Genomic DNA, 12,690 nt, shown 5'->3' on the forward strand with positions numbered 1-12,690 from the left:
CTAGGGAATGAAAAAACGGTGCGTGGGGCTCAGACGCCTTCGACCACGATCATGCGCATGACGGCAGCGCCCTGGCGCGCGGTGCGCGCCTTGCCGTACTCGGGTGATGCGTTGAACGCCTTGGCCGCCTCGACGCTCGGGAACTTCAGCAGCACGATGCGGGTGGGGCTCCAGTCGCCTTCGATCACTTCGACCTTGCCGCCGCGGATGCAGACTTCGGCGCCGTGCGCCTGCATCGCCGCGCTCGACCACTTCTTGTAGTCCTCGTACTGCTCGGGATTGGTGACGGTGACGTCGGCAATGATGTAGGCGCTGGGCATGGATCAGGCTCCGAAGTCGTTTTCGAGGTAGCCGTTCTTCTTGGTCACGGCGTCCAGCGCGCGCAGGGTGTCCAGCAGCGCCGCCATGTGCTGCAGCGGCACGGCATTCGGTCCGTCGCTCAGGGCCTTGGCGGGGTCCGGATGGGTCTCCATGAACAGGCCCGCCACGCCCACGGCCACGGCCGCGCGCGCCAGCACCGGCACCATCTCGCGCTGGCCGCCCGAGCTCGTGCCCTGGCCGCCAGGCAGCTGCACCGAATGCGTGGCGTCGAACACCACCGGGGCGCCGGTCTCGCGCATGATGGCCAGGCTGCGCATGTCCGAGACCAGGTTGTTGTAGCCGAAGCTCGCGCCACGCTCGCAGGCCATGAACAGGTCTTCGGGCAGGCCCTTGTCGCGCGCGGCGGCACGGGCCTTGTCAATGACGTTCTTCATGTCGTGCGGCGCCAGGAACTGGCCCTTCTTGATGTTGACCGGCAGGCCCGACTGCGCCACCGCGTGGATGAAGTCGGTCTGGCGGCACAGGAAGGCGGGCGTCTGCAGCACGTCGACGACCTTGGCCGCCTCGGCGATGTCGTCCTCGGTGTGCACATCGGTCAGCACCGGAATGCCCAGCTCGCGCTTGACCTTGGCCAGGATCTCCAGGCCCTTCTCGCGGCCGGGGCCGCGAAAGCTGGTGCCCGAAGAGCGGTTGGCCTTGTCGAAGCTGCTCTTGAAGATGAACGGGATGCCGAGGCGGGCCGTAATCTCCTTGAGCCGGCCGGCGGTGTCCATCTGCAACTGCTCGGACTCGATCACGCAGGGCCCGGCGATCAGGAAGAAGGGCTGGGTCAGCCCGATGTCGAAGCCGCACAGTTTCATACGCTGGCGACCTCTTCGACGCCGGCTTTCTGGTGGTCCAGTGCCGCCTTCACGAAGGCGTTGAACAGAGGGTGGCCATTCCAGGGCGTGGACTTGAACTCGGGGTGGAATTGCACGCCCATGAACCAGGGGTGTTGGGCCTTGGGAAGCTCGACGATCTCGGTGAGTTGCTCGCGCTGCGTCAGAGCCGAGATCACGAGGCCCGCATCGCGCAGTCGGTCCAGGTATTTGACGTTGGCTTCGTAGCGGTGGCGGTGGCGTTCCGTCACCACGTCGCCGTAGATCTCGTACGCCAGCGTGCCGCGCGTAACGTCGGAGCTCTGCGCGCCCAGGCGCATGGTGCCGCCCAGGTCGGACTTCTCGTCGCGCTTCTTGATGCTGCCGTCCGCGTCCTTCCATTCCGTGATCAAGGCGATGACAGGGTGCGGCGAGGCCGGCTCGAACTCGGTGCTGTTGGCGTTGGCCAGGCCGGCCACATGGCGCGCGAACTCGATGGTCGCGACCTGCATGCCCAGGCAGATGCCCAGGTAGGGCACGCGCTGCTCGCGCGCGAAGCGGGCCGCGCAGATCTTACCTTCGACGCCGCGCTTGCCGAAGCCGCCGGGCACCAGCACCGCGTCGTATTGGGCGAGCTGGTCGACGTTCTCTGGCGTGATGTTCTCGGAGTCGAGGTAGCTGATCTTGACGCGGGCGTGGTTGCGCATGCCGGCGTGCCGCAGCGCTTCGTTCAGCGACTTGTAGCTGTCCGACAAGTCGACGTACTTGCCGACCATGGCGATGCTGACCTCGTGTTGCGGGTGGGCCGTCTCGTAGACCAGGTCGTCCCACCGCTTGAGGTTGGCCGGTGGCGTGTTCAGGCGCAGCTTGTCGCAGATCAGGCCGTCCAGGCCTTGCTCGTGCAACATGCGCGGCACCTTGTAGATGGTGTCCACGTCCCACATGGAGATCACGCCCCAGCGCGCGACGTTGGTGAACAGCGAGATCTTCTCGGCTTCCTCGTCCGGGATGCGGCGGTCGGCGCGGCACAGCAGGGCATCGGCCTGGATGCCGATCTCGCGCAGCTTCTGCACCGTGTGCTGCGTGGGCTTGGTCTTGAGCTCGCCGGCGGCCGCGATCCAGGGCACGTAGGTCAGGTGCACGAAAGCAGCCTGGTTCGGGCCCAGGCGCAGGCTCATCTGGCGCACGGCTTCGAGGAAGGGCAGGGACTCGATGTCGCCCACGGTGCCGCCGATCTCCACGATGGCCACGTCCACTGCATCGGGCGTGCCGAAGCCGGCGCCGCGCTTGACGTATTCCTGTATCTCGTTGGTCACGTGCGGGATGACCTGCACCGTCTTGCCGAGGTAGTCGCCGCGACGTTCCTTCTCGAGCACGGACTGGTAGATGCGGCCCGTGGTGAAGTTGTTGGCGCGCCGCATGCGCGTCTCGATGAAGCGTTCGTAGTGGCCCAGGTCCAGATCGGTTTCGGCACCGTCGTCGGTGACGAACACCTCGCCGTGCTGGAACGGCGACATCGTGCCGGGATCAACGTTGATGTACGGATCGAGCTTGATGAGCGTGACCTTCAGGCCGCGCGATTCCAGGATCGCGGCAAGGGAGGCTGAGGCGATTCCCTTGCCGAGGGAAGACACCACACCGCCGGTGACGAAGACGAATTTGGTCATGTCAGGGTCGGGAAAAGCGTTCCCGGGGAGGTGGTAAACGGAGATTATAGGTGTCTGCTACATTGCGCCCGGACGTCAAAAGAGGATCTCCATGGACACCATCGAGCCGACTGTGCAGGGCGCACGCGGCGACCTGGCGGGGCGCCACATCGTGCTCGGCCTGACAGGGGGCATCGCCTGCTACAAGTCGGCCGAACTGTGTCGCTTGTTGATCAAGCAGGGCGCGAGCGTGCAGGTCGTGATGACCGAGGCGGCCGAGCGCTTCATCACGGCGGTGACCATGCAGGCGCTGTCCAATCGGCCGGTTTACGGCTCGCAGTGGGATGCGCGCGAGCCCAACAACATGCCGCACATCAACCTGTCGCGCGAGGCCGATGCGATCCTGATCGCGCCGTGCAGCGCCGACTTCATGGCCCGCCTGGTGCAGGGCCGCTCGGACGAACTGCTGAGCCTGCTGTGCCTGGCCCGTCCCGCGCAGCGGGTGCCGTTGCTGATCGCGCCGGCCATGAACCGCGAGATGTGGCTGCATCCCGCCACACGGCGCAACATGGCACAGCTGGCCGCCGACGGCGCCGTGCTGCTGGGCGTGGGCAGCGGCGAGCAGGCCTGCGGCGAGACGGGCGACGGCCGCATGCTGGAGCCGGCGGAGCTGGTGGAAGACCTGATCGCCCAGCTGTCGCCCAGGACCCTGGTCGGCCAGCATGTGCTGGTCACGGCCGGGCCCACCTTCGAGGCCATTGATCCGGTGCGCGGCATCACCAACCTGTCCAGCGGCAAGATGGGCTTCGCGATTGCGCGCGCGGCGCGCGAGGCGGGCGCGCAGGTGACGCTGGTCGCTGGCCCCGTGCACCTGCCCACGCCACGTGGCGTCACGCGCGTGGACGTGCGTTCGGCACGCGAGCTGCTGCTGGCCGTGGAGCGACACGTGGACGCGGCCACGGTCTTCATCGCCACGGCCGCCGTCGCCGACTGGCGCCCGGCCAGCGCTGCGGCGCACAAGATCAAGAAGGACGGCTCGGGCCAGGTGCCGGCCCTGGCCTTCGTCGAGAACCCCGATGTGCTCGCCCGCGTGGCGCAGTCCGAGCGTGCCCGCAGTGGCGCCCTGTACTGCGTGGGCTTTGCTGCAGAGAGCGAAGACCTGGTCGCGCACGCCCAGGCCAAGCGTGCGCGCAAGGGCGTGCCGCTTCTGGTGGGCAACATCGGCCCGGCCACCTTCGGGCGCGACGACAACCAGTTGCTCCTCGTCGATGCCGTCGGCGTGCGCGAACTGCCGCGCGCGAGCAAGCAAGTGCTGGCACGGCAGTTGATCGCCGAAATCCAGGCGCGCCTGGCCGCGCGATGAGCACCCGCTCGGTCTACGACACCCCACCCAACGGCGACTTCGCGCGCTATGTGGAGGAGCTGGGTCAGCAATCGGCGGCGCGACTGCTGGCTGCCAGCGGCGCGGCTCCGGCTGCGACGCGCACGCCTGGGCGCACGGCGCGGCCCGATGCCGCTGGCAGGACGGCGCCGGCCCAGGGATTCAAGCCCGTGCGCCAAGTGCTGCAGCTGGGCTTCGTGCTGTGGCTCGCCTACACGGTGGGCTCTGCCTTCTTCCCACCGCTGGCCGTGATCGGCTGGCCCTTGCTGGTCTTCTTCATCGTGGCCGTGGTCGTTCGGCTCAAGGCGCTGCCCTGGGCCGACCTGGCGCAGGCGGCGCGCCGTGAAGCCGAACAGAAAATGCGCCGGCCTTCAGCGCCGAAATGAACCCCAGAACATGCATATCGACGTCAAGATCATCGACCCCCGCATGGCCGAGCAGCTGCCGGCCTATGCCACGCCCGGCAGTGCCGGCCTGGACCTGCGCGCCTGCCTGCAGGAACCGTTGATCCTGGCACCCGGCGCCTGGCAGCTGGTGCCCACGGGCATCGCCATCCATCTGGAAGACCCGTCCTATGCCGCGCTGATCCTGCCGCGCTCGGGGCTCGGCCACAAGCACGGCATCGTGCTGGGCAACCTGGTCGGCCTGATCGACAGCGACTACCAGGGCCAACTGATGGTCAGCGCCTGGAACCGCAGCGCCACCGCCTACACCGTGCAGCCCATGGAGCGCATCGCGCAGCTGGTCGTCGTGCCAGTCGTGCAGGCGCGCTTCAACGTCGTGGAGGAGTTTGCCGCTTCGGCGCGGGGCGAGGCGGGCTACGGCTCGACCGGGACGGCCTGAGCCGCGCTCAGTGCAGCGTCGGGCTGCCAGGCTCGGCGCTCTGGACCTTGAAGAAGCCGGTGCCGGCCGTACCGCGGCCGATCTCTTCCTCACTGGCTTCGCGCACGGCGTTCACCGTGAGCTTGAGCCGCAGCGCAATGCCCGACAACGGATGGTTGCCATCCAGGACCACGTGCTCCGGGTAGATCTCGGTCACGGTGTACATGCGGTCGCGCGGGATGGCTTCGCTCAGGCCCTCGGGCAGCGCACCGCCGTCGAAGCTCATGCCCTCCTCGAGCACGGTGGGAAAACGTGCGCGCGGCTCCAGGAAGATCAGCTCTTCGTCGAAGTCGCCGAAGGCGTCTTCCGGCTCCAGATGCAGGCGCAGGGTGTCGCCTGCGACATGGCCTTGCAATGCCTCTTCGATCTTCGCCAGCAGGTCGCCGCCTCCGACGAGAAACTCCACCGGATCGCTGAGCACGTCCAGGTCTTCGCCCAGCGTGTCCTGCAGGGTCCAGGTCAGCGCCACGACGCATTGTTGGGTGATTTCCATAGGAGAATTGTCGCAGCTTCGCACCGGCTTTTCGCAGCCGCATGCCGCGCGCCGACCGGAGCGCGCTGCCAGGAACCCGATGGACACCACACAGAATTTGCCCCTGCTCGGAGGCCTCAGCCCCGAGCGCTTCATGCAGCGCCACTGGCAGAAGAAGCCCTTGCTGGTGCGCGGCGCCATCCCGGATTTTCGCGCTTTGCTCGACCGCGGCGCACTTTTCGCGCTGGCGGCGCAGGACGATGTCGAGTCGCGACTGGTCGTGCACGGCAAGGCGGGCTGGAAGCTGCGCAACGGGCCGCTGGCACGCCGCGCCCTGCCTCCCTTGACACAGCGCGAATGGTCCTTGCTGGTGCAAGGCGTGGACCTGCACGACGATGCCGTGCACGCGCTGCTCCAAAGTTTCCGCTTCGTGCCCGACGCACGGCTGGACGATCTCATGATCAGCTACGCGACCGACGGCGGCGGCGTGGGGCCGCACTTCGACAGCTATGACGTGTTCCTGTTGCAGGCCCACGGCCAGCGCCGCTGGCGCATCGGTCGCCAGCGCGACCTGGCCTTGCAGGAAGACATGCCGCTCAAGGTCCTTGCCAACTTCGAGCCGGAAGAAGAGTTCGTGCTGGACCCGGGCGACATGCTCTACCTGCCGCCGCGCTATGCACACGACGGCGTCGCGATCGGCGAGTGCATGACGTATTCCATCGGCTTTCGCGCGCCGAGTCGCAGCGGCATCGCGCGTGAGCTGCTGCAGCGCATCGCCGAAACCGCCGAGGATGCGCTGGGCACGGCGCTGTACCGCGACCCGCGCCAGGCGGCCACGGCGCAGCCCGCCCATGTGCCGGATGCCGTGCGCGAGTTTGCGCAAGAGGCCTTGACGGCGCTGCTGGACGACCCGCAGGCACTGGACTGCGCGCTGGGCGAAGTGCTGAGCGAGCCCAAGCCGCAGGTCTGGTTCGAGCCTGGCGAGGCCGGGTTGACTGGCGGTGTGGTGCTGGACCGGCGCAGCCGCATGCTCTATGACGGCCAGCATGTGTTCCTGAACGGCGAGAGCTGGCGCGCAGCCGGGCGCGATGCGCTCCTGATGCAGCGCCTGGCCGACCAGCGCAGCCTGTCGGCGGCCGAAATCGCGCGTGCCGGCGCCGGCGCCCGCGCCTTGCTGGCCCGCTGGTGCGAGGATGGCTGGGTGCGCCCGGCGTGAACAAGGAGGCAGAGCATGGACGACTGCGCATCGGTACCGCCGCCCGCCGGCGCATCGCTGCTGCAAGGGCGCTTCGCGGGCCGTGAAGCGTTCCAGCAAGGCATCCGCAATGCCTTGCACGTGGCGGCGGTGGAAGGCTGGCGCGAGATCGTGGTGAGTGATCCCGGTTTCGAGGACTGGCCGCTCGGCGAGCGCTCGGTCTGCGCCGATCTGCAGGCCTGGGCACGGCCCGGCCGCAGCTTCGTGATGCTGGCCTGCCGCTATGACGAAGTCGTGCGGCGGCATGCGCGCTTCGTCACGTGGCGCACCACCTGGTCGCACCTCGTCGACGCCCGGGCGTGCCGCGCCGCCGACGCGCAGGAGTTGCCAAGCGCCATGATCGGCCCGGGTTGGGCCATGCGAAGGCTCGACACGGTGCACAGCGCCGGTGTGGCCGGTCATGAGCCAGATCGGCGTGTGCACATTCGTGAATCGGTTGCGGAATGGTTGCGCCAGAGTGCACCGGCCTTCCCGTCGTCAGTGCTCGGTCTCTGACCAGTGTTCGCGCGTACGGGTTTACGCTTAATTACAAAAGCCCGCTGGCTATAATCGCGGGCTGAGCTGAAAGCGGCCGTGTGCTTTCCGCTCGGTCGCTGCAAGCCCTGCGTGGGTCTGCATCTTCAAGAGTCACCTCTCGCATAACAAAGGAATTTTGCAATGAACAAGTCGCTCGTCTTGGCCACCCTGATGGCTGCCGTCGCCCTGGCCGCCTGTGGCAAGAAGGAAGAGCCCGTGCCCGCAGCACCCGCTCCCGTCGTGGAAACGCCGGCTCCCGCACCCGCTGCTGCGCCTGCTGAAGCTGCTGCCTCGGCCGCTGCCGATGCCGCTTCCGCTGCTTCCTCCGCCGCCGATTCCGCTGCCAGCGCCGTGAGCAACGCGACCGACGCTGCCAAGGACGCAGCCGCTGCGACCGCCAGCAACGCTGCCGATGCTGCCAAGGACGCTGCGAACGCTGCGACCGACGCTGCCAAGGCTGCCGCCGAGGCCGCCAAGAAGTAAGTTGCTTCTCCGCGCTACGAACGAGCCACCGCAAGGTGGCTTTTTTATGGCCCGACGTTGATCCAGGGCGTGCCGATCACGGGGTCGGCCACACCCAGCTCCACCCCGGCGCAGCCGTCGGCTCCTGCCAGCGCGGCCAGCGCGAGCTCGGGCCGGTTGTTTTGCTGGCTCAGGTGCGCGGCCACGATGTGGCGCAGGCCGTGGCGCGCCAGGGCCGATGCGATGCCAGCGGCGCGCGTGTTGGCCAGATGCCCGTGCGAGCCGCCCACACGGCGCTTGAGGAACAGGGGGTAGGGCGAGTCCGCCAGCAGGTCGGGGTCGTGGTTGCACTCCAGCAGCATGGCGGTGCAGCCGGCCAACTGGTCCAGCACATGCGTCGTCGCGTGGCCCAGGTCGGTCAGGATGCCTGCGCAGGCGGCGCCGTCGCTGAGCCGCAGCTGCAGCGGCTCGCGCGCATCGTGCGGCACGGTGAAGGGCCGCACCTGCAGGCCATCGAGCGTGATCGCGATGCCGTCGCTGGCCACGCGCAGCAGGCCGTCCAGGGCCGGCGCGCCGATGGCTTCGAAGGTGCCGTGGCTCATCCACAGCGGGATGCGGTGGCGCAATGCGATCTTGCAGGCGCTGCCAATGTGGTCGCTGTGTTCGTGCGTGACGAAGATCGCGTCCAGGTCGGCGACGGCCAGGCCCGCTTGACCGAGCCGCATGGCCAATGCGCGCGGGCCGAGGCCACAGTCGACCAGAAGGCGGGTCGGGCGGCCGTCCTGCGTCGCCTCCACCACCGTGGCGTTGCCCGAGCTGCCGCTCCCCAGGTTCTTGAAGCGCAGCACGGGACGCGGTTCAGCGCAGGTCGTCGGCGATGACCTTGACGATGCGCTGCGCGTTCGCGGACGACTCGGGCGCGCCCTCGGCGTTGAGCACCGAGACCGTGGTCGATTCGCCCTGGCTGCGCACTGCGATGCGGTACTTGAGAGGCGCCTCGGTCGGCGAGCTGCCGAAGTTGAACAGTTTGCCGAAGAAGCCGGCCTCCTTGCGGTCGGCATTGGGCTCAACGTAGCGCACGAAGTAGGTGCCCTGGCTGCGGTCGCGGTCCTCGACGGTGAAGCCGGTGCGGTCCAGCGCCAGGCCGACACGGCGCCAGGCGCGGTCGAAGCCGTCGTCGATCTGCACGACGGGCGTGCTGCCGACAGTAGCGATGCGCGAGGTCGGGCGTGCGGCCGCGTCGGCCGCGGCGGCGGTCTGGACCTGTTCCTTGCTGGCGCCGAGCTTGACCATCAGGCGGCGCAGGAACTCGGCCTCGAGCTCCGGGTCGACCGGGCGGGGCTGCCAGACGGTGCTGTCACGCGTTTGGTTGTCCGGATAGACCTCGACCATGCCGCGGTGGCTGATGAAGATCTCCGTGCCGTTCGGCGTGCGCTCCAGGCGCGTGCGGAACTTGTCGCGCTCGCCTGTGGAGTAAACGGAATCGAGGACCTTTCCCAGCGTGCTGCGGATGAAGTCCATCGGCAGCTTGGCGCGGTTCTCGGCCCAGTCGGTTTCCATGATGCCCAGGTTGGACTGGTCCAGCGTCAGCAGGAAACCGTTCTCCTGCCAGAAGTCGCGCACCGGCTCCCAGAGCTTGTCGGGCGTCCGGCCGACGACCAGCCAGCGCTGGTTGCCCGCGCGCTCGATGCGCACGTCGCCCAGTGTGCTGGCGGCGACGGGCGCGCCCGTCTGTTGCGGCTGGGCCGTCTGGTAGGCACTGGCCGTCACGGCGCTGCCGGGCACGACGTAGCGGCTGTCCCGGCTGAGTTGTGTGAGGTCGGGGGGCACTTCCAGGGTCGGGGCCTTGCCGGCGCTCTTGTAGTCGATCTTGTCGCCATCGAGTACCGAGCAGGCAGCGAGCGACAAGGACAGCGCCAGCAGCGCGAATCTTGCGGTTGGGTTCACGTACGGATTCCTGTTGAAAAACCGGGCCTGCTCAGAGCAGGCCGCTTGCGCGCAGGGCGCCTTCGACCACGGGTTCGTTGCTGGCGGCCAGCGGCGTCATCGGCAGGCGCATCGTGCCCCCGCACAGGCCCATGCGGGCCATCGCCCACTTCAGCGGAATAGGGTTGGCCTCGACGAACAGATGCTTGTGCACCGGCAGCAGCCGGCGCTGGATTTCCATCGCGCCGCGCGCATCGCCGGCGATGGCCGCTACGCACAGCTCGTGCATCAGCCGCGGCGCGATGTTGGCCGTCACGCTCACATTGCCTTGGCCGCCGCACAGCATCAGCGCCACGGCGGTCGGGTCGTCACCGGAATAGACGGCGAACTCCCTGGGCAGGTCGCGGATCAGCCATTGCGCGCGTTCGATGTTGCCGGTGGCTTCCTTGATGCCGACGATGCCGGGCACCTGTGCCAGGCGCAGCACGGTGTCGTGGGCCATATCGGCTACGGTGCGGCCGGGCACGTTGTACAGCACCATGGGCAGGTCGCCCACGGCTTCGGCGATGGCCTTGAAATGCTGGTACTGGCCTTCTTGCGTGGGCTTGTTGTAGTAGGGCACGACCTGCAGCTGGCAGTCGGCGCCCACCTTCTTGGCAAATCGCGTGAGCTCGATGGCCTCGGCCGTCGAATTGGCGCCGCAGCCGGCCATGATCGGCACACGGCCCTTGGACTGCTCGACCGAGACGCGGATGATCTCGCAGTGCTCGTCGACATTGACCGTGGGCGACTCGCCCGTCGTGCCGACCACGCCGATGCAGTCCGTGCCTTCGGCGATGTGCCAGTCGATGAGCGTGCGCAGCGTCGGGTAATCGACGCTGCCGTCCTCGAACATGGGGGTGACGAGCGCCACGATGCTGCCGGTGATGGGTGTCATGTCCGCGGTCTGAAACGGAAAAACGAGCATTCTACCCAGCGCACCATGCGCGGGCTGCAGGCTCAGAGCCGGTGGCGCGCAGGGAGTTCCAGGGCCGATCCCGGCAATTCGCGCACCGCGGCGATGCGCTGGATGAATCGCGCTGGTGCATCCAGGAAGCCGTCTTCGAATGCCACGACGCGCAGGCCGCTGGCCACCGCGAGCAGTTCGCCCGGCGCGAGCAGGAAATCGGGCCGCGACGGCTTTCCGACGGTCTCGTTGCCCTGGGCAAAGGTCTCGTACAGCAGCACCCCGCCCGGCGCCACGGCCGCCACGATGTCGGCCAGGCGTGCGCGCCACAGGTAGTTGGTGACCAGCACGGCATCGAACCGGCGCCCTGCGAACGGCCAGGGACCGTCCTCGATGTCGGCCTGCACGATCTCGGCGCCAGCATCGGCCAGTGGCCCCAGGCTGGCGATGGCCTGGGGGTCGCGGTCGACGCCGATGACACGGAAGCCGTCGGCGTGCAGTGGAAACATGTGCCGCCCCGGGCCACAAGCCACGTCCAGCACGCTGCCGCCGGCCGGGATCAGGTGCTGCCAGCGCAGCACCCATGCCGAAGGCACGGCCATCAGAAGCAGGCCCAGACCTGGTTGGACAAATCGACCAGGAAGTCCGGCCGCAGGTACAGCGCGAACGTGCCCGCCAGCGCGGTCATGGCAGCGGCATACAGGGCGATCTTCTTGCCGCGCGCCATGTCAGGTGGGCTTGAGCTGGGGCCGCTGGATCGCGGCTTCTTTGACCGGCAGGTTGACCAGGCCGGCGAACACGCCCAGCGCGATCGTGATGCCCCAGACCACGTCGTAGCTGCCCAGGCGGTCATACAGCACCCCACCCAGCCAGACGCCCAGGAAGGAGCCGATCTGGTGCGAGAAGAACACGAAGCCGCCCAGCATGGACAGATGCTGGATGCCGAAGATCGAGGCCACGGCGGCCGTGGTCGGCGGCACGGTGGACAGCCATAGCAAGCCCATGGTGGCGGCGAACAGGTAGACGCTCATGGGTGTGAGCGGCGCCAGCAGGAACAGGCTGATCACCACGGCGCGCGCGAAGTAGATGAAGGCCAGGATGTTCTTCTTGGGCATGCGCTGGCCCAGGCTGCCCGCGATGTAGGTGCCGAACACGTTGAACAGGCCGACCAGGGCCAGCGCATAGCTGGCGACCTCCGGCGTCAGGCCCTTGTCCTTCAGGTAGCTGGGCAGGTGCACGCCGATGAAGACCACTTGGAAGCCGCAGACGAAGTACCCAGCCATCAGCAACTGGAAGCTGGGGTACTTGAAGGCCTCGGCCAACGCCTGGCCGATGGTCTGCTCGCGCCGCACGGGTGAACTGCCGGCGAAGCCCGGCTCGCGCAGCGCGAAGGCCAGCGGCACGATCAGCAGGGCAGCCACCCCGAGGATCACCAGCGCCTCCTGCCAGCCAAAGCGCTGGATCAGGAAGCCCTCGGTCGGCACCATGAGGAATTGCCCGAACGAGCCGGCCGCCGCGGCGATGCCCATGGCCCACGAACGGCGCTCGGCCGACACATTGCGGCCGATCACGCCGAAGATCACGGCATAGGTGGTGCCGGCCTGCGCCATGCCCAGCAGCACGCCGGCCGATAGCGCGAACAGCACTGGCGTGCTGGCATGGGCCATGCCGAACAGGCCCAGCGCGTAGAGCGCCGCGCCGACCAGCAGCACCCTGAACGCGCCGAAGCGGTCGGCCGCCATGCCGGCGAAGATGCCTGCCACGCCCCAGGCCAGGTTCTGGATGGCGATGGCGAACGCGAAGGCCTCGCGCGTCCAGCCCTGCGCCTGCGTGATGGGCTGCAGCCACAGGCCGAAGCCGTGGCGGATGCCCATGGACAGGGTCACGATGAGCCCGCCGCAAATCAGGATGCGGGCAAGCGGCAAGGTTGTCTTTGTTGTGCTTGTCATGGGCGTCGACTGTAGTGAATTTGGCCGACCTTTGCCGCGACCTGTCCGCTCCGTTGTGGCGGCTGCATGTGGTTGCA

The 12,690-nt window shown here is 68.0% G+C and carries 16 protein-coding genes; 6 read left to right on the forward strand and 10 right to left on the reverse strand.

Annotated elements, in window-relative coordinates:
- Positions 1–29: 29 nt before the first annotated feature.
- From ASF43_RS01385 to ASF43_RS01395, 3 genes are read right to left on the reverse strand one after another with little or no spacing between them, the layout of a single operon-like run.
- Positions 30–320 (reverse strand): DUF1330 domain-containing protein, encoded by a 291-nt coding sequence (locus tag ASF43_RS01385; RefSeq protein WP_056175630.1) that lies wholly within the window; start codon positions 318–320, stop codon positions 30–32.
- A gap of 3 nt (positions 321–323) precedes the next feature.
- The gene (gene kdsA, locus ASF43_RS01390) at positions 324–1,181 is read right to left on the reverse strand and encodes a 3-deoxy-8-phosphooctulonate synthase (RefSeq protein WP_056175635.1); all 858 of its coding nucleotides are present in this window, start codon (positions 1,179–1,181) and stop codon (positions 324–326) included.
- Entirely contained in the window at positions 1,178–2,845 is a 1,668-nt protein-coding gene (locus ASF43_RS01395; RefSeq protein WP_056175637.1) for a CTP synthase, read from the reverse strand. Before ASF43_RS01395 ends, kdsA begins: the two co-directional genes overlap by 4 nt.
- A 91-nt stretch (positions 2,846–2,936) precedes the next feature.
- Between ASF43_RS01395 and coaBC the strand changes: the two genes are divergently transcribed.
- The 3 genes from coaBC to dut are packed head-to-tail and all read left to right on the forward strand — an operon-like array spanning position 2,937 to position 5,048.
- On the forward strand, positions 2,937–4,187 hold the full coding sequence (gene coaBC, locus ASF43_RS01400; RefSeq protein ID WP_056175639.1) for a bifunctional phosphopantothenoylcysteine decarboxylase/phosphopantothenate--cysteine ligase CoaBC: 1,251 nt from the start codon (positions 2,937–2,939) through the stop codon (positions 4,185–4,187).
- The gene (locus ASF43_RS01405) at positions 4,184–4,591 is read left to right on the forward strand and encodes a hypothetical protein (RefSeq protein ID WP_056175641.1); all 408 of its coding nucleotides are present in this window, start codon (positions 4,184–4,186) and stop codon (positions 4,589–4,591) included. Before coaBC ends, ASF43_RS01405 begins: the two co-directional genes overlap by 4 nt.
- Before the next feature lie 10 nt (positions 4,592–4,601).
- A complete protein-coding gene (gene dut, locus ASF43_RS01410; RefSeq protein WP_056175644.1) occupies positions 4,602–5,048 on the forward strand; it encodes a dUTP diphosphatase in 447 nt (148 codons plus the stop codon).
- A 7-nt stretch (positions 5,049–5,055) separates the two neighbouring features.
- Here the strand turns inward: dut and ASF43_RS01415 are convergent, their stop codons facing one another.
- Positions 5,056–5,580: a peptidylprolyl isomerase gene (locus ASF43_RS01415; RefSeq protein ID WP_056175647.1), complete on the reverse strand. Its 525-nt coding sequence runs from the start codon at positions 5,578–5,580 to the stop codon at positions 5,056–5,058.
- Between the two features lie 79 nt (positions 5,581–5,659).
- On the opposite strand from ASF43_RS01415, the gene ASF43_RS01420 reads away from it, so the two are divergent.
- The 3 genes from ASF43_RS01420 (at position 5,660) to ASF43_RS01430 (ending at position 7,813) form a co-directional block, all read left to right on the forward strand.
- On the forward strand, positions 5,660–6,775 hold the full coding sequence (locus ASF43_RS01420; protein WP_056175649.1) for a JmjC domain-containing protein: 1,116 nt from the start codon (positions 5,660–5,662) through the stop codon (positions 6,773–6,775).
- Positions 6,776–6,790: 15 nt separating this feature from the next.
- Positions 6,791–7,309: a hypothetical protein gene (locus tag ASF43_RS01425; RefSeq protein ID WP_056175652.1), complete on the forward strand. Its 519-nt coding sequence runs from the start codon at positions 6,791–6,793 to the stop codon at positions 7,307–7,309.
- A gap of 162 nt (positions 7,310–7,471) precedes the next feature.
- Positions 7,472–7,813 carry a hypothetical protein gene (locus tag ASF43_RS01430; protein WP_056175656.1) on the forward strand — a complete coding sequence of 114 codons (342 nt, stop codon included), beginning with the start codon at positions 7,472–7,474 and terminating at the stop codon, positions 7,811–7,813.
- Between the two features lie 44 nt (positions 7,814–7,857).
- Here the strand turns inward: ASF43_RS01430 and ASF43_RS01435 are convergent, their stop codons facing one another.
- From ASF43_RS01435 to ASF43_RS01455, 6 genes are all read right to left on the reverse strand, one after another.
- On the reverse strand, positions 7,858–8,640 hold the full coding sequence (locus ASF43_RS01435) for an MBL fold metallo-hydrolase (protein ID WP_056175659.1): 783 nt from the start codon (positions 8,638–8,640) through the stop codon (positions 7,858–7,860).
- Between the two features lie 10 nt (positions 8,641–8,650).
- Positions 8,651–9,739 carry an outer membrane protein assembly factor BamC gene (gene bamC / locus ASF43_RS01440; protein WP_056175661.1) on the reverse strand — a complete coding sequence of 363 codons (1,089 nt, stop codon included), beginning with the start codon at positions 9,737–9,739 and terminating at the stop codon, positions 8,651–8,653.
- Between the two features lie 31 nt (positions 9,740–9,770).
- Positions 9,771–10,655, reverse strand: coding sequence for a 4-hydroxy-tetrahydrodipicolinate synthase (gene dapA / locus ASF43_RS01445; RefSeq protein ID WP_056177983.1), 885 nt, complete (start codon positions 10,653–10,655; stop codon positions 9,771–9,773).
- A 62-nt stretch (positions 10,656–10,717) separates the two neighbouring features.
- Positions 10,718–11,266 (reverse strand): bifunctional 2-polyprenyl-6-hydroxyphenol methylase/3-demethylubiquinol 3-O-methyltransferase UbiG, encoded by a 549-nt coding sequence (locus ASF43_RS01450; RefSeq protein WP_056175664.1) that lies wholly within the window; start codon positions 11,264–11,266, stop codon positions 10,718–10,720.
- A complete protein-coding gene (locus ASF43_RS31965; RefSeq protein WP_255358070.1) occupies positions 11,266–11,391 on the reverse strand; it encodes a hypothetical protein in 126 nt (41 codons plus the stop codon). Before ASF43_RS31965 ends, ASF43_RS01450 begins: the two co-directional genes overlap by 1 nt.
- A gap of 1 nt (position 11,392) precedes the next feature.
- The gene (locus ASF43_RS01455; RefSeq protein WP_056175667.1) at positions 11,393–12,613 is read right to left on the reverse strand and encodes an MFS transporter; all 1,221 of its coding nucleotides are present in this window, start codon (positions 12,611–12,613) and stop codon (positions 11,393–11,395) included.
- Positions 12,614–12,690: the final 77 nt, after the last annotated feature.

Source organism: Pseudorhodoferax sp. Leaf267, from assembly GCF_001422405.1.
Taxonomy (GTDB): Bacteria; Pseudomonadota; Gammaproteobacteria; order Burkholderiales; family Burkholderiaceae_C; genus Pseudorhodoferax.

Coding starts and splice junctions, on each gene's coding strand:
- coaBC (WP_056175639.1), top strand. CDS start 2,937: ATGGACACCATCGAGCCGACTGTGCAGGGCGCACGCGGCGACCTGGCG.
- dut (WP_056175644.1), top strand. CDS start 4,602: ATGCATATCGACGTCAAGATCATCGACCCCCGCATGGCCGAGCAGCTG.
- ASF43_RS01415 (WP_056175647.1), bottom strand. CDS start 5,580: ATGGAAATCACCCAACAATGCGTCGTGGCGCTGACCTGGACCCTGCAG.
- ASF43_RS01385 (WP_056175630.1), bottom strand. CDS start 320: ATGCCCAGCGCCTACATCATTGCCGACGTCACCGTCACCAATCCCGAG.
- ASF43_RS01455 (WP_056175667.1), bottom strand. CDS start 12,613: ATGACAAGCACAACAAAGACAACCTTGCCGCTTGCCCGCATCCTGATT.
- ASF43_RS31965 (WP_255358070.1), bottom strand. CDS start 11,391: ATGGCGCGCGGCAAGAAGATCGCCCTGTATGCCGCTGCCATGACCGCG.
- ASF43_RS01420 (WP_056175649.1), top strand. CDS start 5,660: ATGGACACCACACAGAATTTGCCCCTGCTCGGAGGCCTCAGCCCCGAG.
- ASF43_RS01405 (WP_056175641.1), top strand. CDS start 4,184: ATGAGCACCCGCTCGGTCTACGACACCCCACCCAACGGCGACTTCGCG.
- ASF43_RS01430 (WP_056175656.1), top strand. CDS start 7,472: ATGAACAAGTCGCTCGTCTTGGCCACCCTGATGGCTGCCGTCGCCCTG.
- dapA (WP_056177983.1), bottom strand. CDS start 10,655: ATGACACCCATCACCGGCAGCATCGTGGCGCTCGTCACCCCCATGTTC.
- ASF43_RS01450 (WP_056175664.1), bottom strand. CDS start 11,266: ATGGCCGTGCCTTCGGCATGGGTGCTGCGCTGGCAGCACCTGATCCCG.
- ASF43_RS01395 (WP_056175637.1), bottom strand. CDS start 2,845: ATGACCAAATTCGTCTTCGTCACCGGCGGTGTGGTGTCTTCCCTCGGC.
- ASF43_RS01425 (WP_056175652.1), top strand. CDS start 6,791: ATGGACGACTGCGCATCGGTACCGCCGCCCGCCGGCGCATCGCTGCTG.
- kdsA (WP_056175635.1), bottom strand. CDS start 1,181: ATGAAACTGTGCGGCTTCGACATCGGGCTGACCCAGCCCTTCTTCCTG.